This is a genomic window from Polaromonas sp. OV174 (assembly GCF_900112285.1).
GTDB lineage: Bacteria > Pseudomonadota > Gammaproteobacteria > Burkholderiales > Burkholderiaceae_C > Polaromonas.
In genome coordinates this window covers 91,086-110,296 of record NZ_FOKZ01000004.1, presented here as the reverse complement: position 1 = coordinate 110,296, position 19,211 = coordinate 91,086, and the positions used below count along the sequence as shown (strand labels likewise).

At 63.5% G+C, this 19,211-nt stretch carries 17 protein-coding genes; 10 read left to right on the top strand and 7 right to left on the bottom strand.

Annotation, left to right across the window (positions count from 1 at the left end; all coding sequences use genetic code 11):
• The 7 genes from BM160_RS05240 to BM160_RS05210 form a co-directional block, all read right to left on the bottom strand.
• Complete coding sequence (locus tag BM160_RS05240) at positions 1-801, bottom strand: enoyl-CoA hydratase/isomerase family protein (protein WP_092001644.1); 801 nt, start codon at positions 799-801, stop codon at positions 1-3.
• Positions 798-2,318, bottom strand: a complete 1,521-nt coding sequence (locus tag BM160_RS05235; RefSeq protein ID WP_092001641.1) for a 3-hydroxyacyl-CoA dehydrogenase — start codon at positions 2,316-2,318, stop codon at positions 798-800. The genes BM160_RS05240 and BM160_RS05235 overlap by 4 nt, the downstream gene beginning before the upstream one ends.
• Positions 2,315-3,109, bottom strand: a complete 795-nt coding sequence (locus tag BM160_RS05230; protein WP_092001638.1) for an enoyl-CoA hydratase-related protein — start codon at positions 3,107-3,109, stop codon at positions 2,315-2,317. The genes BM160_RS05235 and BM160_RS05230 overlap by 4 nt, the downstream gene beginning before the upstream one ends.
• The gene (gene boxA / locus BM160_RS05225) at positions 3,109-4,374 is read right to left on the bottom strand and encodes a benzoyl-CoA 2,3-epoxidase subunit BoxA (RefSeq protein ID WP_092001635.1); all 1,266 of its coding nucleotides are present in this window, start codon (positions 4,372-4,374) and stop codon (positions 3,109-3,111) included. Before boxA ends, BM160_RS05230 begins: the two co-directional genes overlap by 1 nt.
• A 189-nt stretch (positions 4,375-4,563) precedes the next feature.
• Entirely contained in the window at positions 4,564-5,991 is a 1,428-nt protein-coding gene (gene boxB / locus BM160_RS05220; protein WP_092001632.1) for a benzoyl-CoA 2,3-epoxidase subunit BoxB, read from the bottom strand.
• Between the two features lie 85 nt (positions 5,992-6,076).
• Positions 6,077-7,735, bottom strand: coding sequence for a 2,3-epoxybenzoyl-CoA dihydrolase (gene boxC, locus BM160_RS05215; protein ID WP_092001629.1), 1,659 nt, complete (start codon positions 7,733-7,735; stop codon positions 6,077-6,079).
• Between the two features lie 112 nt (positions 7,736-7,847).
• Complete coding sequence (locus BM160_RS05210) at positions 7,848-8,825, bottom strand: helix-turn-helix transcriptional regulator (protein WP_092001627.1); 978 nt, start codon at positions 8,823-8,825, stop codon at positions 7,848-7,850.
• A gap of 87 nt (positions 8,826-8,912) precedes the next feature.
• Here BM160_RS05210 and BM160_RS05205 point away from each other — a divergent pair, with 87 nt between their 5' ends.
• The 10 genes from BM160_RS05205 (at position 8,913) to BM160_RS05160 (ending at position 19,193) form a co-directional block, all read left to right on the top strand.
• On the top strand, positions 8,913-9,380 hold the full coding sequence (locus BM160_RS05205; RefSeq protein ID WP_092001624.1) for a DUF4863 family protein: 468 nt from the start codon (positions 8,913-8,915) through the stop codon (positions 9,378-9,380).
• Between the two features lie 20 nt (positions 9,381-9,400).
• Complete coding sequence (locus tag BM160_RS05200) at positions 9,401-10,972, top strand: 3,4-dehydroadipyl-CoA semialdehyde dehydrogenase (protein WP_092001621.1); 1,572 nt, start codon at positions 9,401-9,403, stop codon at positions 10,970-10,972.
• A 24-nt stretch (positions 10,973-10,996) separates the two neighbouring features.
• Positions 10,997-12,580, top strand: a complete 1,584-nt coding sequence (locus tag BM160_RS05195) for a benzoate-CoA ligase family protein (protein WP_092001619.1) — start codon at positions 10,997-10,999, stop codon at positions 12,578-12,580.
• Positions 12,577-13,404: an alpha/beta fold hydrolase gene (locus BM160_RS05190; protein WP_092001616.1), complete on the top strand. Its 828-nt coding sequence runs from the start codon at positions 12,577-12,579 to the stop codon at positions 13,402-13,404. The genes BM160_RS05195 and BM160_RS05190 overlap by 4 nt, the downstream gene beginning before the upstream one ends.
• Positions 13,401-14,564: an ABC transporter substrate-binding protein gene (locus BM160_RS05185; RefSeq protein ID WP_092001612.1), complete on the top strand. Its 1,164-nt coding sequence runs from the start codon at positions 13,401-13,403 to the stop codon at positions 14,562-14,564. Before BM160_RS05190 ends, BM160_RS05185 begins: the two co-directional genes overlap by 4 nt.
• A gap of 61 nt (positions 14,565-14,625) precedes the next feature.
• Entirely contained in the window at positions 14,626-15,507 is an 882-nt protein-coding gene (locus BM160_RS05180) for a branched-chain amino acid ABC transporter permease (RefSeq protein ID WP_092001609.1), read from the top strand.
• A 5-nt stretch (positions 15,508-15,512) separates the two neighbouring features.
• A complete protein-coding gene (locus BM160_RS05175; protein WP_369821747.1) occupies positions 15,513-16,505 on the top strand; it encodes a branched-chain amino acid ABC transporter permease in 993 nt (330 codons plus the stop codon).
• Positions 16,492-17,256, top strand: coding sequence for an ABC transporter ATP-binding protein (locus BM160_RS05170; RefSeq protein WP_092001603.1), 765 nt, complete (start codon positions 16,492-16,494; stop codon positions 17,254-17,256). The genes BM160_RS05175 and BM160_RS05170 overlap by 14 nt, the downstream gene beginning before the upstream one ends.
• A 2-nt stretch (positions 17,257-17,258) precedes the next feature.
• A complete protein-coding gene (locus tag BM160_RS05165) occupies positions 17,259-17,975 on the top strand; it encodes an ABC transporter ATP-binding protein (RefSeq protein ID WP_092001599.1) in 717 nt (238 codons plus the stop codon).
• An 84-nt stretch (positions 17,976-18,059) separates the two neighbouring features.
• Positions 18,060-19,193 (top strand): PilT/PilU family type 4a pilus ATPase, encoded by a 1,134-nt coding sequence (locus BM160_RS05160; RefSeq protein ID WP_092001596.1) that lies wholly within the window; start codon positions 18,060-18,062, stop codon positions 19,191-19,193.
• Positions 19,194-19,211 lie beyond the last annotated feature (18 nt).

Genomic DNA, 19,211 nt, shown 5'->3' with positions numbered 1-19,211 from the left:
CTAGCTTTGCTCAAACTTGGGTGCTCGCCTTTCCTGGATGGCGGCAAAGCCTTCGCGCGCGTCGGCACCGGCGAAACCGAGAATCTCCAGCGCCAGAGAATGCTCGAATGCGGGCCAGGCGGCACGCAGCCAGTGGTTCAGGCTGCGCTTGGTAAAGGCCAGTGCGCTGGGACTGCCGGCCGCCAGGGTGCGGGCCACCTCGCGGGCCTTGTCCAGCAGTTGCTCATCGGGCAAGGCCAGGCTTACCAGGCCAATGCGCTCGGCCTCGGTGCCGTCTATGGCCGTGCACATCAGCAAGTGGTATTTGGCCTTGGCCATGCCGCACAGCAGCGGCCAGATGATGGCGGCATGGTCGCCCGCCGCCACGCCTATCTTGGTATGACCGTCAATGATCTTGGCGCGCTGGCCGGCGATGGACACATCGGCCAGCAAGGCCACAGCGGCCCCGGCGCCCACGGCTGCGCCGTTGATGGCCGAGACGATGGGCAGGTCGCAATCCATCATGCCCTGCACAATGGCGCGCCCTTCACGCATCACGCGCAGCCGCGCCGATTGGCTGTCCAGCATGCTTTGCACCACCTCGGGCGTGCCGCCGGCGCAAAAGCCCTTGCCCAGGCTGCGAACCAGAATGCAGCGCACCCCGGGTTCGGCCGCCAGCTGCGCCCAGACCGTGCCCAGTGCCGCGTGGCCCTGCGCATCGGTGGCAGGCATGCCGCCCTCGGGGCCAAAGATCAGCTCGGCCACGCCGTCTTCGCCAATCTCCACGTGCAGATTCAGTGCCAAATCGATTCGTCGGCTCATGTCCCGTCCTCCGTCCAGGTTCGTTGACGCAACCAGGGGCTGACGCGATAGCGCTCACCGCGGTAATGCGCATCCAGCGCGTCCAGCACCGCTATCACCGCCCCGCGCTTCCAGTCCTGCAGCCACTCAAAAGGCCCAGCCGGATAGTTGACGCCCAGCTTCATGGCGGCATCAGCGCCATCCTGGCTGCATACCCCCTGCAGCACGGCATCCGCCGCCTCGTTGATCAGCATGGCAAGCGTTCTGGCCACCACCAGCGCGGGCGTATCGGCCACTTGCCTGGGGCTAAAGCCCAAAACCCGCAGCCACTGAGGCGCCAAGGCCAGCCAGGCTGGCGATGCGCCGGAGGACGCCGCCCAGGCCAACGCCGCGCCGCCTTGCTGGGCCAGGGGCCAGTCAAACACCGCCACCTGCGCGCCAATCTGCGATGCCGGCCGGCCGTCGGTCAGGCGCAACTGGGCGCCATCCGCGCTCAGGCCTATCCAGTCGGCATCGGCATCACGCTCGAAGGCGCAGCCGGCCGAAACCAGCCTGGACGCCAGTCGCTCGGCGACGGCGCCCCGGCCCGCCACGCACAAGGCGGTGGTCAGCGGTGGCGTAGCCCCAAGCTCCAGCGCTTCAAAAGCCGGTAGCGCTACCGACGCGGCGCCTGCCGTGTAGTCATAAAAACCGCGCCCCGATTTGCGGCCCAGCAGGCCGCCATCGACCAGCTCGCGCTGCACCAGCGAGGGCACAAAGCGCTTGTCATAAAAATTGGCCTCATACACCGAGCTGGTCACCGAGAAATTGGTGTCCTGGCCAATCAGGTCTATCAGCTCACACGGCCCCATGCGAAAGCCCGCCGCACGCAGACAAACATCGAGCAGCGCCGGCTGAGCAGCCCGCTCCTGCAACAGCGCCAGCGTTTCGGCATAAAAAGGCCTGGCGATGCGGTTAACGATAAAGCCGGGCGTGGAGCGCGCATGGACCGGCACTTTGCCCCAGGCCTGGGACAGCTCAAAAATCGCCTGCGCCACGACCGGATCGGTCTGCAGGCCGGACACCACCTCGACCAGCTTCATCAGCGGCACCGGATTAAAAAAATGCATGCCGACCAGACGCGCCGGATGCTGCAGGCCGTTGGCAATGGCCGTCACCGAGATCGACGAGGTGTTGGTCGCCAAGACGCAGTCGGCGGCAACCACGGCCTCGAGCCGCTGGAACAGCGTGCGCTTGGCATCGAGCTTTTCAACAATGGCTTCGACCACCAGGCCGGCCGAAGCGGCGGCTTGCAGCGCGTCAATCGGCTCAATCCGCGCCAGTGTTTGTGCCACGGCGTCGGCGCCCAGCTTGCCCTTCAAAACCAGCGCATTCAGACTGCTGGCAAGCCGGGTCTTGGCCTCGCCGGCCGCGCCTTCACGCAGGTCATACAGCATCACGGCATGTCCGGCTTGCGCCGCCACCTGCGCAATGCCTACCCCCATGATGCCGGCGCCGACCACCAGCACAGTCACGCCGTTCAGCTGACCGCCCGTCATGGGGCGATCCAGCTGGCGGCCCGCTTGCCCAGGAAAGCGGCAAAGCCCTCGCGTGCCTCCTCGGTGCCGCGTACGCGGCTGATGGTCTGGGCGGTCAGCTCACGCACTTCGGGCGTGACGCTGCCGACATCGAACTGGGCATACAGCGCCTTGATTTCACGCTGCGCCTGCGGCCCTGCGATCAGCAATTCCGCGACAGTTGCATCGACCGCCGCATCCAGGCCGTCAAGCGCCACCACCTGCTGCACCAGGCCCATGGCCAGCGCCTGGTCGGCGTTGATGCGACTGGTCGTCAGCGCCAGGCGCTTGGCCTGCCGCTTGCCAACCGCATTGGTCAGGTAAGGGCCTATGACCGCGGGCAAAATGCCGAACTTGGCCTCGCTGACCGCAAAGGTTGCTTGGTCAGAGGCGATGGCGATGTCGCAGACGCAGGCCAGGCCAACGCCGCCGCCCAGAGCCGCGCCCTGCACCCGCGCCACGGTGGGCTTGGGGCAGTTTTCTATGCGCGACAGCATGTCGGCAAAGCGGCGCGCATCGGCCAGATTCCATTCGCGCGAAGCGGTGCTGGCGCGCTGCATCCACTGCAGGTCGGCGCCGGCGCTGAAATGACGGCCTTCGCCAGCCAGCACGATCACTCGCACCGCCGGGTCGCTAGCCAGTTGGGCAAAGACGGCATCGAGCTCGGCAATCATCAGCTCATCGAAGGCATTGAACACCGCCGGGCGGGCCATGGTTACCTGCGCCATACCATTGGCGCGGCGCAGCACGCTCAGGGTTTGCAATTCGCTCATCAATAGGTCTCCAGATGCAGCCGGCCTTCTTGCTTGAGCGCGGCGCCCAGCGTGTCCCAGTCCAGCCCGGCCTGTTGGGCCACATCGCGCAGGGCCAGCACCACGCCCTCTTCCATGCTTTTCAGGCCGCACACATAAAAGCAGGTGTCGGCATCGGCCAGCAGTTTGGCAATGTCGGCGGCGCGCTCGCGCATCACATCCTGCACATAGCGCTTGGGCGCGCCTGGCGTGCGTGAGAAGGCGAAATTGATGTCAATGAAGTCCTTGGGCAGGCTTTGCAGCGGGCCGAAGTAAGGCAGCTCTTCCTTGGTGCGGGCGCCGAAAAACAGCATCAGCTTGCCGCCTTCGAACTTGCCCGAGGCGCGCAGCCGACGCCGCCATTCGGTCATGGCGCGCATGGGCGCGCTGCCGGTGCCGGTGCAGATCATCACGATGTTGGAGCGCGGGTGGTTGGGCATCAGAAAGCTGCTGCCAAACGGGCCTATCACCTGCACCACATCGCCCACCTGCAGGTCGCACATGTAGTTGGAGCCGACGCCGCGCACCGGATTGCCCTGATGGTCTTCGAGCACGCGCTTGATCGTCAGAGACACATTGTTGTAGCCGGGCCGCTCACCATTGCGCGGACTGGCCACCGAATACTGGCGCGCGTAATGCGGCTTGCCGTTGGCGTCCAGGCCGGGCGGCAAAATACCTATGGATTGGCCCTCCAGCAAGGGAAAGGGCATGCTGCCGAAATCCAGCACGACGTGATGGGTGTCGTAGTCGCTACCGACTTCGGTGACGCGGAAGTTGCCGGTCACCGTCGCGCTGGTCGGGCCGGTCTTGGGGCCGTACAGATTGATATAAGCATGGGCCGCCGACCAGGGCGGCAAGGTCGCGCCCCAGGCCGACGAGACGAAGGGCACCTCGCCCGACTCGAGCTGCGTCGCCGGCACCGGCTGCGGCGCTGGCGCTTGAGCGCCTTCATTGAGTTCAACGCCCTCGGGCAGCGGCACCTCGGCGGGCAACGTGTCCCAGCCGAACTGCTCTTCTATCGTGTAGGCCTTGGCCTTGAGCATGGTGCGCCAGTTGTCGATGGAGCCGGTCGGGCAAGGCGAGATGCAGGCCATGCAGAGGTTGCAGGTCTCGGCGTTGACGACGTAGTTCATCGAGTCGTGCGTGATCGCCCCGGTCGGGCAAACCGATTCGCAGGTGTTGCAGCGTATGCAGATTTCCGGATCAATCAGGTGCTGCTTGATAACGTGTATTTCGGTCATGTCCATGGCGGTCTCCAGTAGTCGGCTTGAAGCGCAAATCTAAGCGCGAGCTACGCCCTAATTTATCGTTCTAGCCCAGTGGCGTAAAGCGCCCGGTCGCCGCACTTGGCCAGCGGCCGCAGCGACGGGCCGCCCCAAGCAAGGCCAGCCCCCTCGGGGGCAGCGCAGTACGCGAAGCGACAAGCGTGGGGGTCATCAATTGAAGCGCACGTACTCAAAGTCCACCGGCTGGCGGTTGATGCCCATGACAGGCGGCGCAATCCAGTTGGCAAACTTGCCCGGCTCGACCACGCGGCCCATCAGGCTGGCGACGTAGGCGCGGTCTTCGCTGCTTGGCAGCCACTGGTCCTTCGAAGCCAGCCATTCGGCTTCGGACACCACGCGGCCATCGGGCGACACCTTGACGCCTGACAGCGCACCGATGTTGCGGTGGAAAGCCTTGTGCGGCACCCGCAAACGAACCGGAATGCCGGCCTTGTCCAGCACCTTGTTCCAGCGCTCGACACCGGACACCGAGTCCTTGATGTAGTCGTCGCGCAGCACTTCATTGAGCGCGTTGAGCATGGGCACTTCTTTTTCGACCAGCTGGTCGCCGCGAGCTTCCAGCACCTTGTAGGTCTGGCCCTTGAGCACATGGTCATCGACACGCTTGCCTTCTTCGTAGCGGCCCTTCAGGCCCGAGCTGTAGAAGATGGCCGCGTTGCTTGACTCGTCGGCGCCAAACAGGTCAATGGTGACGCTGTAGTGGAAGTTGATATAGCGCTGTATGGTCGGCAGGTCGATCACGCCGGCGGCACGCAGCTTGCCCACGTCGTCGGTCTTCAGCTCGTTCATCTTCTGCGTGGTGCGCTGGATGACGCGTGAAATGCCACTTTCACCGACGAACATGTGATGCGCTTCTTCGGTCAGCATGAACTTGGTGGTGCGGGCCAGCGGGTCAAACGCGCTTTCGGCCAGCGCGCAGAGCTGGAACTTGCCGTCGCGGTCGGTGAAGTAGGTGAACATGAAAAAGCTCAGCCAGTCCGGCGTGGCTTCATTGAAGGCCCCCAGGATCCGCGGATTGTTGGCGTCGCCGCTGCGCCGCTCCAGCAGACCCTCGGCCTCGTCGCGGCCGTCGCGGCCAAAGTGCTTGTGCAGCAGGTAGACCATGGCCCACAGGTGGCGGCCTTCTTCGACGTTGATCTGGAACAGGTTGCGCAGGTCGTACATGCTGGGCGCTGTCAGGCCCAGGTGGCGCTGCTGCTCGACCGAGGCCGGCTCGGTGTCGCCCTGGGTCACGATGATGCGGCGCAGATTGGCACGGTGCTCGCCGGGAACGTCCTGCCAGGCCTTCTCACCCTTGTGGTCGCCGAAGTGAATATTGCGGTCGGCCTCGCCCGGGTTCAGGAAGATGCCCCAGCGGTAGTCGCGCATCTTGACATGGCCAAACTGGGCCCAGCCGTTCGGATCGACGCTGATGGCGGTGCGCAGATAGACGTCAAAGTTGGTCGAGCCTTCGGGGCCGACGTCGTCCCACCAGTTGATGAAGTTGGGCTGCCATTGCTCAAGCGCGCGCTGCAAGGTGCGGTCGTCGCTCAGATTGACGTTGTTGGGAATTTTTTCGCTGTAATTAATGCTGGACATCTTGATCTCCAAAAAACGAGGCGGATTCGGGGGAAAGATTTCGGTTGCGGCGCGCCACCCGGATCGCGCCGCACAACGAAAATTGTTAGACGCGGTTCCAGTCGAACTGGGACTTTTCACCCTTGCCGTAGACCTTGAGCGCGCCCTTCTCACCCACGGCATTGGGACGCTGGAAGATCCAGTTCTGCCAGGCGGTGAGCCGACCAAAGATGCGGGTGAACATGTTTTCCGTGCCGTTGAAGCGCAGGTTGGCTTCCATGCCGGTCAGGGCGTCGGGCGACATCGCCACGCGCTCCTCGATGGCAATGCGCACCTCGTCGGCCCAGTCGATGTCGTCGGGATTGGCGGTGACCAGGCCAATCGCAAAAGCGGTATCGGCGTCCAGCGCCTGGCCGAGCTTGGCGCGCACCGCCTCCAGTGCTGGCTGCTCGTCATAAAAGCGGCGACCCAGGCGACTCTGGCCGGTGACCATGGGGTAGAGGGCAAAGTTGGTCTCGGCCACCGAAATTTTGGGCGCGCGGGCTTCGTCATCGGGCAGCGCCAGGTGGTAGCTGCGATCGCAGGCCAGCGCCAGTTCCAGATAAGTACCGACAAAGCAGGAGCCTGGCTCAATCAAGGCAAACAGGCTGCGCGAGGACAGGTCCAGGCGGCTCAGCGTGCGGCGCAGCAGGCCTATGGTTTCGCGCACCAGCCAGTGCGTCTGGTTGGCCAGCAGCACGGCGTCCATGGCCAGCACGGCGCTGGCATCCCCTTCGGTCTTGATCAGCCAGGTGCCTATCTCCAGTTCGTTGGTACGCATCATCAAGATGGCGTCTTCCAGTTCGCGCGCCATGGCCAGAGGGAACCAGTCGGCCCCAGCCGCTTCAATACCGGCGACGTCTGCAGGCTGCACACCCGACGGTGCCTTGATGGTCCAGGTGGCGGTGCGCTTGGCCCGGTCGATCTCTACGCTGACGTGCGAGTAGCGCAGCGCATCGGCCTCCACCGCGCGATTCAGCGGTGTGAGCGTCACGCCCTTGCCGTCGGCAGGACGGTCGCTTTGCTCGGCCAGTTCAAGCGCCCGGGTCTGCACCTTCTGGGCAAAATCAACCGCCTTGGCAATGTCATCGACCAGACGCCAGTCCTTGGCCTTCTGGCCGCGCACGCCTTCGACGCTGGTGCAAAACAGGTCGGCCAGGTCGTGGCGCACATGGCGCTTGTCGGTGACGCGGGTCAGGCCGCCGGTGCCGGGCAACACGCCCAGCAAAGGCACTTCAGGCAAGCTGACGGCGCTGGAACGGTCGTCAATCAGAATGATTTCATCGCAGGCCAGCGCCAGTTCATAACCGCCGCCGGCGCAAGCGCCATTGACCGCGGCCAGGAACTTCAGGCCGCTGTATGTCGAGGAGTCTTCCAGACCATTGCGGGTCTCGTTGGTGAACTTGCAGAAGTTCACTTTCCAGGAGTGGCTGCTCACGCCCAGCATGAAGATGTTGGCGCCGGAGCAGAACACTTTTTCTTTCGCGCTGGTCACCACCACCGTGCGAACTTCGGGGTGCTCGAAGCGGATGCGGCTGATGGCGTCGTTCAATTCGATGTCAACCCCGAGGTCATAGCTGTTGAGCTTGAGCTTGTAGCCGGGACGCAGACCGGCGTTTTCATCAATATCCACCGCCAGCGTGGCGACCGGACCATTGAAGCTGAGTTTCCAGTGCTTATATTGGGAAGGGTCGGTTTGGTAGTCGACGTGGGAGGCGGTAGTCATGGCTTGATGTCCTCGGTTGATGCATAAAACTGCATTAATTGAAATTCAACACACGCATAATAATGCACACCAATACAAACGATCAAGCACTTTTGTGCATTTTTTGTAAGTTTTAGGCCGGAAGCTGCAGCGCCTCCCGTACGGTCTGGCGCAAGGCCTGGAAGGCCGACTCAAGCGACTGCCCACTGGTATTGATCTTGTATTGCGCCTTCGAGTAAAAGGCCGCACGGCCAGCCAGAATGCCCTTGAGATCCTCCATGGCCTGCTTGCTGGCGGCCATGGGCCGCAAATCGCCCTGCGCCTGCACTCGCTTCATATGGTCTTCGGGATCGGCCTGCAGCCAGACGGTGGTGCAGTGCGACAGCAACTGGTTAAAGGTGGCCGGATCGGACACCAGGCCGCCAGGCGTGGCTATCACTGCCTCCGGGTAAATCTGGATCGCCTCCTCGAGCGCGCGCCGCTCGTAGCGCCGGTAGGCATTCATGCCATAGAGCGCCTGGATTTCGGACACGCTACAACCGGCAAACTTCTCGATTTCGCGGCTCAACTCGACAAAGGGAAAACCAAGATCTTCGGCCAGCATATGGCCCAAGCTTGACTTGCCCGCCCCGCGCAAGCCAATCAACGCCACCCGCGGATTGATGCCGGCATGGCTACCGCCCGTGCCCAGCAGTTCGCCGATGGTTACGCGTACGCGCCGCAGTGCCGCATCATCGCGGCCTTCCAGCAACTCGCGAATCAACAGCCACTCGGGCGTCGAGGTCGTCACATCGCCAATCAGCTCGGCCAGTGAGCATTGCAGGGCGCGGGCCACCTGTAGCAATACCAGGATGGAGGCATTGCCTTCCCCGTATTCCAGATTGGCCAAATGCCGCTCCGACACGTCGGCCGCCATGGCCGCCGCCTTGCGCGTGATGCCGCGCCGGGCACGCAGTGCCCGCACCCGGTCCCCCAGGGCGACGAGAAAAGGGTTTTTTTCCTCCGGTTCCGGGCCCGCAGCCGGCGCCGTTGCGACCGCCGTGGCGTCCGGCTCCGCCAGCTCAAATGAATCGGGTGTTAACCCTGACTTATGCAATATATTGCTTGACATGATGTTTTTCAGGCTTTATGGTTCATACACGCACAATAATTCATATTATGTGGATTGGCAAGTTGACCACTATACGGAGAACGCTACGTGTCACCCACCGAGTTCCGCGAGCAGATCGCACAACTGACGGCCCAACTCGACGGCCGCCCCCTGGATGCCGGGCTGGATGCCTGGCTCAATGCCGAGCACGGCGTCGCCAGCGCCACTTTCCAGCAACTTAAACAGGCCTGCATGACCGGCGTCGCCGAGGGCTGGTTGTGCGAGCGCGAGGGTGGCGGCATCCGTTATGGCCGCATCTTCAAGCCGGCCGACGACCTGCACGGCTTTTCGGTCGATGTGGTGGACATGAAGGACATCGCCGGCCCACACCACGCCCATCCTCAGGGCGAGATTGACCTCATCATGCCGCTGGACGAGGAGGCCAGATTTGATGGTCGCCCCGCCGGCTGGCTGGTGTGTCCACCGGGCAGCGCACACCGGCCCACCGTTTCCGGCGGACGCGCGCTGGTGCTTTACCTGTTGCCCCAGGGCAGCATCGAATTTACCCGTCACTAATTTTTCAGGAACGACTCCAAATGACTGAACTGCTTTCCAACTACCTGGGCGGCCGCTGGCAGTCCGGCACCGGCACCGGCACACCGCTGTTCGACCCCGTGCTGGGCAACGAACTGGTGCGCGTCGATGCCACCGGGCTTGATTTGGCCGCCGGCTTTGAGTTCGCCCGTGAACAGGGCGGCGCCGCTCTGCGCGCCCTGAACTACCGCGAGCGCGCCGCGCTGCTGAGCGCCGCGCTCAAGGTGCTGCAGGCCAATCGCGACGCCTACTACGACATCGCCATCGCCAATAGCGGCACCGTGAAAACCGATTCGGCCGTGGACATCGACGGCGGCCTTTTCACCCTGGGCACCTATGCCAAGCTGGGCGACTCGCTGGGCGAGCGCCGCTTCATGCCAGACGGCGACATGGCGCGGCTGGGCAAGGAGTTGCTATTTCAGTCGCAGCATGTGCTCACGCCGACACGCGGCGTGGCTCTCTTCATCAATGCCTTCAACTTCCCCGCCTGGGGCTTGTGGGAAAAAGCCGCGCCGGCGCTGCTGTCGGGTGTGCCGGTCATCATCAAACCCGCCACGGCCACGGCCTGGCTGACGCAGCGCATGGTCAAGGACGTGGTCGATGCAGGCATTTTCCCGCCCGGCGCGCTGTCCATCATTTGCGGCAGCTCGGCCGGACTGATGGACCAGTTGCAGCCCTTTGATGTGGTTTCCTTCACCGGCTCGGCCGAAACGGCGGCGGTGATTCGCTCGCATCCGGCCGTGGTGCAGCGCTCGGTGCGCGTCAACATCGAGGCCGACAGCCTGAACTCCGCCCTGCTGTTGCCGGGCGAGGCGGCGGGCAGCCCGGCTTTTGACTTGCTGGTCAAGGAAGTGGCACGCGAAATGACGGTCAAGTCGGGCCAGAAATGCACCGCCATACGCCGCGTTTTCGTTCCCGAAGCCTTGTATGCCGCGGCTGCCGAAGCGATTTCGGCGCGACTGGCCAAGACCACGGTGGGCAACCCGCGCAACGAAGCGGTGCGCATGGGCGCCCTGGTCAACCGCAGCCAGCTGGCGGCGGTGCGCGAAGGCCTGGCTCATCTGGCGGCGCAGGCGGAAGTGCTGCATGACGGCAGCAGCCACGCCCTGGTCGACGCCGACCCGGCCGTGGCCTGCTGCGTCGGGCCTACGCTGCTGGGCACGCGCAACGCCGCTGGCAGCGATAGCGCCGATCGCATCCATGACACCGAAGTGTTTGGACCCGTGGCCACGCTGGTGCCTTACCGCGATACCGCCCATGCGCTGGCGCTGGTACGTCGGGGCCAGGGCTCGCTGGTGACCTCGCTCTACGGCAGCGATACCGCCGCGCTGTCGGCCACCGCGCTGGAGCTGGCCGACAGCCACGGCCGTGTGCATGTCATCTCTCCCGACGTCGCCCAGCTGCAGACCGGCCACGGCAACGTCATGCCCCAGTCGCTGCACGGCGGTCCGGGCCGCGCGGGCGGCGGTGAGGAGCTGGGCGGAGTGCGCGCACTGAATTTCTATCACCGCCGCAGCGCGGTGCAGGCCAGCACTGCCGTGCTGGCGCATTTACAGCCCCCTACAGCGGTCTGAGCCATAGAAAAGCAGGAGACCGAGATGACCGCCCTATCGAGCACCACGCCCCACACGCCGATCAGCGGCGCGCCCTTCAACTTCGCCCAGCACCTGATCGAGTGCAACCTCGCGCGCCCCGAAAAAACCGCCTATATCGATGATGTAGGAACCGTGAACTACGGCCAGCTGGCCGAACGCATACGCCGTCTGGCGGCGGGACTGCTGGCCGCCGGCGTGCGCCGCGAAGAACGCGTGCTGCTGCTAATGCACGACTGCAGTGATTGGCCGGTCAGCTTTCTGGGCGCCATGTATGCCGGCATCGTGCCGGTGGCGGTCAACACGCTGCTGACGCGTGAAGACTATGCCTATATGCTGGAGCACAGCCGCGCCCAAGCAGTGCTGGTCTCGGGCACGCTCTTGCCCATGCTGCAAGAAGCCATGGCCAAAGCCGCCCACGAAGTCAGGACCATCATCGTTTCGCGCCCTGAGGCTGCATTACCCGAAGCAAGCGTGGCGCTGGACACCCTCATCGCTCAGCATGCTCCACTGGCGCAACCGGCCACCACCGGCCCCGATGACCCGGGCTTCTGGCTCTACTCGTCGGGCTCCACCGGCCGCCCCAAAGGCACGCTGCACACGCATGCCAATCCCTACTGGACGGCCGAGCTCTACGGCAAACCGGTACTGGGCATTAGCGAGCGCGACATATGCTTTTCCGCCGCCAAGCTGTTCTTCGCCTACGGCCTGGGCAATGGCCTGAGCTTTCCGCTCAGCGTGGGCGCGACCGTGGTGTTGATGGCTGAGCGCCCCACTCCGGCGGCCACCTTCAAGCGCTGGATTGACCATCAACCCACGGTATTTTTTGGTGCGCCCACCGGCTTTGCCGGCATGCTGGCCTCGCCCGATTTGCCGGCGAAAAACCAGGTCTCCCTGCGCCTGGCGTCTTCGGCCGGCGAAGCCTTGCCGGCCGACCTGGGTGAGCGCTTCACGGCACACTTTGGCGTCGAAATCATCGACGGCATTGGTTCGACCGAGATGCTGCATATCTTTTTATCCAACCTGCCCGGAAAAGTGCGCTACGGCACCACCGGCTGGCCCGTGCCCGGCTATGAGCTTGAGCTGCGCAGCGATGAGGGCGGCGCCGTGCCCGATGGCGATACCGGCGACCTCTATATCAAGGGACCCAGCGCGGCCTTGATGTACTGGGGCAACCGCATCAAATCGCGCGAGACTTTTCAGGGCGCCTGGACCAAAAGCGGCGACAAATACGTTCGCAACGCCGACGGCACCTACACCTATTCGGGCCGCAGCGACGACATGCTCAAGGTCAGCGGCATTTACGTGTCGCCCTTCGAGGTCGAGGCCACCCTGGTCCAGCACCCCGCAGTGCTGGAAGCCGCTGTCGTTGGCATTCCTGACACCCAAGGCCTGACCAAAACCAAGGCCTATGTGGTGCTCAAGTCTGGCCAGCAAGTCAGCGAAGACCAGCTCAAGGCCTTCGTCAAGGAGCGTCTGGCGCCCTATAAATACCCGCGCAGCATAGAGTTCCTGGCCGAACTGCCCAAGACCGCTACCGGCAAGATCCAGCGCTTCAAGCTGCGTGACCTGGACGGCGCAGCCAAATGAAGGAAGCGGCGCAGCAGCCGGAGACGGCGCTGATAGACATAGCCTGGGCCGGTCGCAAGGTCGGCATTGAATACCAGTGGATTGGCCGCGACCGGGCGACAGCACCGCTGATCGTCTTTTTGCACGAAGGTCTGGGCTCGGTGACGATGTGGCGGGATTTCCCGCAACGCCTATGCGAAGCTGCCGCTTGTCAGGGACTGGTGTATTCACGTCCCGGCTATGGCCGCTCGACGCCACGCACAGCCGAAGATGCCTGGGACCTGGATTTCATGCATCGCCAGGCCCATGAGGTGCTGCCCGCCCTGCTGGCGGCGCTGGGCATTGATGCGGCGGTACAACGCCCCTGGCTGCTGGGCCACAGCGACGGCGGCTCCATCACGCTGCTGTACGCCGCCAGGTATCCACAGCACATCGCCGGCGCGGTGGTACTGGCGCCGCACATCCTGGTGGAAGAGCTGTCCGTCAGCAGCATTGAAAAAACGCGCACGGCCTATCTTGAAACCGACTTGCGGCAGCGCCTGGCGCGCCACCACGACGACCCAGATTCGGCCTTCTGGGGCTGGAATAACATCTGGCTTAGGCCGGATTTCAAGCACTGGTCCATCCAGGACGAGATTGGCAGCATCGGCTGCCCACTGCTGGCGGTGCAGGGACTGGACGACGAATACGGCACACTGGAGCAGATTCACGGCATCGCGCGCCGGGTGCCACAAACCGAGTTGCTGGAGCTGACCGCCTGCGGTCACTCCCCGCATCGCGATCAACCCGAACAGTTGATCACTGCCATCGCCGCTTTCATTCAACGACAAGGAGACAAACCATGACAAAAATTCGCTTCCATCTGATCGCCGCCGCCGCCGTCCTGTGCGCCAGCGCCGCCTCCGCGCAAGCACCGGCCAAGCTCAAGGTCGGGCTGATGCTGCCCTACACCGGCACCTACGCGTCGCTCGGTACGGCGATTGAAAATGGCTTCCGTATGTATGTGGCCGAGCAGGGCAACAAGCTGGGCGGTCGGGAGATCGAATTCGTCAAGGTCGATGATGAGTCCGACCCCTCCAAGGCCACAGATAACGTCAACAAGCTGATCAAGCGCGACAACGTGGACGTGCTGATAGGCACGGTGCATTCCGGCGTTGCCATGGCGATGGCCAAGGTGGCCAAGGACACCGGTACGCTGATGATCGTTCCCAACGCTGGCGCCGATGCCGTGACCGGCGCCATGTGCGCGCCAAACATCTTCCGCAGCTCATTCTCCAACTGGCAGCCGGGCTACGCCATGGGCGAAGTGGTCGCCAAGAAGGGCCACAAAAAAGTGGTGACCATCACCTGGAAATACGCCGCTGGCGACGAGTCGGTGCGCGGCTTCAAGGAAGCCTTTGAAAAGGGCGGCGGCAAGGTCGTCAAAGAGCTCAGCGTGCCCTTCCCCAACGTCGAGTTCCAGGCCTTGCTGACCGAAATTGCAGCCACCAAGCCCGATGCCGTCTATACCTTTTTTGCCGGCGGCGGTGCGGTCAAGTTCGTCAAGGACTATGCCGCTGCAGGCTTGAAGAAAAGCATTCCGCTGTACGGCGCAGGCTTCATCACCGACGGCACGCTGGAAGCGCAGGGCAATGACGCCGAAGGCCTGTTGACCACGCTGCACTATGCCGACGCACTGGGCACGCCACGCGATAACAGCTTCCGCCTGGCCTATGCCAAGAACTACAAGCTGCAGCCCGATGTGTACGCGGTACAGGGCTACGATGCGGCGCAAATGCTGGGCATAGGCCTGACGGCCGTCAAAGGCGACACCAGCAAGAAGGCAGAGTTTGCTGCCGCCCTGCACAAGGCCAAGATCGACAGCCCGCGCGGACCTTTCACGATTTCCAAGTTCAACAACCCGGTGCAGGACATCTACCTGCGCCAGGTCTCGGGCAAGGAGAACAAGCTGATCAGCATTGCCAGCAAGTCCCTGACCGATCCAGGCCGCGGCTGCCGGATGTAAGTCCAACACAGCTACTTCACCGCACCGCTCCTATCACCCACCCAAGGACAAGGCTTCCTTCATGGATCTTTCCGTCTTCCTGATCCAGTGCCTCAATGCACTGCAATATGGGCTGCTTTTATTCCTGGTCGCCTCCGGCCTGACGCTGATCTTCGGCATCATGGGCGTCATCAACCTGGCGCATGGCAGCTTCTACATGATTGGCGCCTATATGGCTTTTGCCCTGGCGCCCATCGTTGCCGCCACCCTGGGTGGCGGCTTTTTTGCCACGCTGCTGGTGGGCGTGGTGCTGGCGGTGCTATTGGGCTATGTGTTGGAGTGGGCATTTTTCAGCTTTCTTTATGAACGCGAGCATTTGCAGCAGGTCTTGATGACCTACGGCTTGATTCTGGTGTTCGAGGAGCTGCGCAGCCTGCTGGTTGGCGATGAAGTGCATGGCGTGCAAGCGCCCGATTTCCTGGCCGGCACCTTGCCGCTGGGCGATCTGATGACCTACCCTGTGTACCGGCTTTTCATCTCCGGCGTCTGCCTCGTGCTGGCGTTGGGGATGTACCTGGTTTTCACCCGGACCCGGCTGGGCATGATGATCCGTGCCGGCAGCACCAATCGCGAGATGGTGCAGTCGCTGGGCATTGACATCAAGTTCCTCTATCGCGTGGTGTTCGCCGCCGGCCTGGGCGTGGCGGTGCTTGCCGGCATGGTCGCCGCGCCCGTCTCCTCGGTCTACCCGGGCATGGGTGACTCGGTGCTGATCATCTGCTTCGTCATCGTCGTGATTGGCGGTATCGGCTCTATTCGCGGCGCGCTGCTGGCGGCCTTGCTGATCGGCTTTGTCGATACCTTTGGCAAGGTGTTCCTGCCGCAGGCCGCCGGCGTGCTGATCTATATCCTCATGGCGCTAATCCTGCTGTGGAAACCCGATGGTCTTTTCAAGGCCGGATGAATCGCATGAACCGCTCAAAAAATCTTTTTGTGCTGCTGGCCTTTGCCGCACTGGCGCTGTATCCACTGACGGCCAGCAACTACGGCATTGATCTGATCACCAAGATCATGATTTACGCCATCTTCGCGCTCAGCCTGGAACTGTTGGTCGGCACCACCGGCCTGGTGTGTTTTGGCCAGGCGGCCTTCTTCGGCATAGGCGCCTATGCCGCCGTATTGCTGTCACCGCAGACCGACGCACCCTCGCTGCTGTGGCTGCTACCGGCCTGCGTGTTGCTGGCGGCGCTGTACGCGCTGGTCGTCGGCGCGCTGTCCTTGCGTACCAAGGGCGCCTACTTCATCATGGTCACCCTGGCCTTCGCACAGATGGCTTATTACATGGTGCATGACACACCGCTTGGCGGCGGCACCGACGGCATTTACCTGACCCTGAAACCGGTGCTCGGCAGCCTGCTGGACCTGGACAAGCCGCTGACGCTTTATGGCTTGACGCTGGTGCTGCTGGCACTGGTGTTCGGCTTTCTGGCACTGCTGCTGCGCTCGCGCTTTGGCCGCGCGCTGGCCGGCATTCGCGTCAACGAGCAGCGCATGCGCGCCACCGGTTTTTCGACCTACCCCTACAAGCTGGCGGCCTTTGTCATTTCGGGTGGCATGGCCGGGTTGGCAGGCTTTCTGTTTGCCGTCAAGGACGGTTTCGTCAACCCTGAAATGATGAGCTGGCACTTGTCGGGTGCTGTGCTCATCATGATTATTCTGGGCGGGCTGGGCCATTTGCGCGGTGCGCTGATAGGCGCTTTTGCTTTTGCCTTGCTGCAGGAGTTTTTCAAGTCCGAAGCGGTGTTTGGCGCCTTTGCCAAGCACTGGCATTTGGGACTGGGCCTGAGCATCATTGCCAGCGTGGTTTTCCTGCCGCGCGGCCTGGTGGGCGTGCCGGGACAAGTGCGTGCGCGGCTGTTTGGTCGCAGAGGCATGCAGGAGGTAGGTCATGAAGCCGTCTGATACGTCGTCTGAAGTCTTGCTGCGGGGCCACGAGATCACCCGTCGCTGGGGCGGTCTGGTCGCGCTTGACCGTGTCTCCCTGGCGCTGGAGCGCGGCAGCGTTCATGCCGTGATAGGCACCAATGGTGCCGGCAAGTCCACCCTGATCAATATTTTGTCGGGTGAGATTCCACCGTCCAACGGCAGCGTGGAGCTACTGGGCCAGGACGTGACGGACTGGACGCAACCCCGGCGAGCACGCCTGGGCCTGGGCCGCAGCTACCAGCGCAATACCATTTATCCCAGCTTCACGGTGTTCGAGAACTGCCGCCTCGCCGCGCAGGCCAGCACCCAGAAGCCCTGGCAGTGGTGGCGCAGCGCCCAGCACTGCGAGGCCAGCACCTCGGCCGCGCGCCAGGCCGCCGCCCGCGCCGGTCTGACCGATTTGCTGGACCGCCCGGCCGGACTGCTGTCGCATGGCCAGAAGCGCCAGCTTGAAATCGCCATGTGCCTGGCGACCAGCCCCCAGGTTCTACTGCTCGACGAGCCGCTGGCCGGCATGGGAGCAGAGGAAACCGAACGCATGCTCGCGCTCTTGTCCGAACTCAAAACCGGCCATGCCATTTTGCTGGTGGAGCACGACATGGATGCGGTGTTTCGCATTGCCGAACGCATCACCGTGATGGTCAATGGCGCGGTGATCGCTTCCGACGCGCCAGCCGGCATACGCAGCAACCCACAGGTGCGCCTCGCCTATCTTGGAGAACACTGAACGTGAAGTCTTCCGAATTCATTCTCGATGCGCGCGAGGTGCACGCCTGGTACGGCTCCAGCCATGTGCTGCACGGCATAGATCTGCAGATCAAGCAAGGCGAGACCATAGGCCTGCTGGGCCGCAACGGCATGGGCAAGAGCACGCTGATCCGCACCTTGCTCGGTCATGTGGCGCAGCGCGACGGCCGCATAACCCTCTTTGGGCAAGATGCTTCGCGCGCCAAGCCGCATGAAGTGGCGCGCCTGGGCGTGGCCTATGTGCCCGAAGGCCGCGGCGTGTTCCCCAACCTGTCGGTGCGCGAGAACCTGGTGATGGCGGCGCGGCGCGGCCGCGACGGCCGCAACGACTGGTCCTACGAGCGCGTGCTGGAAACCTTTCCGCGCCTGAAGGAGCGCCTGGGCAATCTGGGCGCGCAGCTCTCGGGCGGTGAGCAGCAAATGCTGTCGATAGGCCGGGCGCTGATGACGCACCCGGAACTCATCATCCTGGACGAAGCCACCGAAGGCCTGGCGCCGCTGATTGTTCTCGATATCTGGAAGGTCATCAGCGCCATCCGGGCCAGCGGCATTGCCACGCTGATCGTGGACCGCGACTACCGCAAGGTCTTGTCGCAATCGGACCGGGCGCTGGTGCTGCAAAAAGGCCAAGTGGTGCTGCATGGCACGGCCGCTGAAGTGGCCAACAGCTCGGCACTGGCGGGCTACCTGGGCGTTTGATCCGACGCGGCGCAGGCAGGCCGGCGCTCGTCGGCCGGGCGTGTTCGTGCGATACTGAATTTCACTGTTCAGGAGCACCCGCCCATGAAACTGGTACTGCCCGCGTCCTTCAAGCCCGACGAGCTCGGCCACTATCTGACATTGATGGTGCAGCGTGCCGCCTCAGACCTGTTTCTGTCCTGTGGCGCACCGGCTTCGCTCAAGATCGAGGGCCGGGTCCAGCCCCTGCCGGAAGCGCCCCTGGATGGCGAACGCATCAGGACGCTGGCGTATTCGGTGATGCGCGAACAGCAGATTCAACAGTTCGAGGCCGACCTCGAATTCGACCTGGCGATTGCTATGCAAGGGCTGGGGCGCTTTCGCGTCAACGTCTACCGGCAGCGCGGTGACGTGGCAATGGTGGTGCGCCACATCAACCACCAGATCCCGTCCATAGAAGCGCTCAAGCTGCCGCCCGTACTGAAGACACTGGCCCTGCTGCAGCGCGGACTGGTGCTGGTGGTCGGCGCGGCCGGCTCCGGCAAGTCGACCACGCTGGCCGCCATGCTGGACTATCGCAACCAGACCACCAGCAGCCACATCCTGACGGTGGAGGACCCGATGGAGTTCGAGCATACGCACAAGCAATCCATCATCGACCAGCGCGAGGTCGGGCTGGATACCCGCTCCTTCCACGATGCCCTGCGCCACGCCATGCGTGAGGCGCCCGACGTCATCATGCTGGGCGAGATTCGCGACCGGGACACCATGCAGCACGCCCTGGCCTATGCCGAAACTGGCCACCTGTGCGTCTCCACGCTGCACGCCAACAATGCCAACCAGGCGATACAGCGCATCCTCAATTTCTTTCCCGAGACCGCGCACCGCCAGGTGCTGATGGATTTGTCGCTCAACCTGCAAGGTGTGGTCGGCCTGCGGCTGCTGCGCGGCCTGGCCGAGCAGCGGGTGCCGGCGGTGGAAGTGATGCTGCTGTCGCCCTATATCGCCGACCTGATCCAAAAGGGCCAGACCGACGACATCAAGGCCGCCATCGCCAGGAGCACCGAACTCGGCATGGCGACCTTCGACCAGTCGCTGTACCAGCTCTACGTGCGTGGCGACATCACCCAGGAGCAGGCGATCGACTATGCCGACTCCAGGACCGATCTCTCGCTGCGCATACGCCTGCACTCCGGGCGCCGCCCCGACACCGCCAGCCTGAGCATGCAATCGGGTTGAGGGCCTAGGCCCGCCGCA

Excerpts from the sequence above, each read along its gene's own strand:
- BM160_RS05240 (WP_092001644.1), bottom strand. The coding sequence starts at position 801 with ATGAGCCGACGAATCGATTTGGCACTGAATCTGCACGTGGAGATTGGC.
- BM160_RS05235 (WP_092001641.1), bottom strand. The coding sequence starts at position 2,318 with ATGACGGGCGGTCAGCTGAACGGCGTGACTGTGCTGGTGGTCGGCGCC.
- BM160_RS05230 (WP_092001638.1), bottom strand. The coding sequence starts at position 3,109 with ATGAGCGAATTGCAAACCCTGAGCGTGCTGCGCCGCGCCAATGGTATG.
- boxA (WP_092001635.1), bottom strand. The coding sequence starts at position 4,374 with ATGGACATGACCGAAATACACGTTATCAAGCAGCACCTGATTGATCCG.
- boxB (WP_092001632.1), bottom strand. The coding sequence starts at position 5,991 with ATGTCCAGCATTAATTACAGCGAAAAAATTCCCAACAACGTCAATCTG.
- boxC (WP_092001629.1), bottom strand. The coding sequence starts at position 7,735 with ATGACTACCGCCTCCCACGTCGACTACCAAACCGACCCTTCCCAATAT.
- BM160_RS05210 (WP_092001627.1), bottom strand. The coding sequence starts at position 8,825 with ATGTCAAGCAATATATTGCATAAGTCAGGGTTAACACCCGATTCATTT.
- BM160_RS05200 (WP_092001621.1), top strand. The coding sequence starts at position 9,401 with ATGACTGAACTGCTTTCCAACTACCTGGGCGGCCGCTGGCAGTCCGGC.
- BM160_RS05195 (WP_092001619.1), top strand. The coding sequence starts at position 10,997 with ATGACCGCCCTATCGAGCACCACGCCCCACACGCCGATCAGCGGCGCG.
- BM160_RS05190 (WP_092001616.1), top strand. The coding sequence starts at position 12,577 with ATGAAGGAAGCGGCGCAGCAGCCGGAGACGGCGCTGATAGACATAGCC.
- BM160_RS05185 (WP_092001612.1), top strand. The coding sequence starts at position 13,401 with ATGACAAAAATTCGCTTCCATCTGATCGCCGCCGCCGCCGTCCTGTGC.
- BM160_RS05180 (WP_092001609.1), top strand. The coding sequence starts at position 14,626 with ATGGATCTTTCCGTCTTCCTGATCCAGTGCCTCAATGCACTGCAATAT.
- BM160_RS05175 (WP_369821747.1), top strand. The coding sequence starts at position 15,513 with ATGAACCGCTCAAAAAATCTTTTTGTGCTGCTGGCCTTTGCCGCACTG.
- BM160_RS05170 (WP_092001603.1), top strand. The coding sequence starts at position 16,492 with ATGAAGCCGTCTGATACGTCGTCTGAAGTCTTGCTGCGGGGCCACGAG.
- BM160_RS05160 (WP_092001596.1), top strand. The coding sequence starts at position 18,060 with ATGAAACTGGTACTGCCCGCGTCCTTCAAGCCCGACGAGCTCGGCCAC.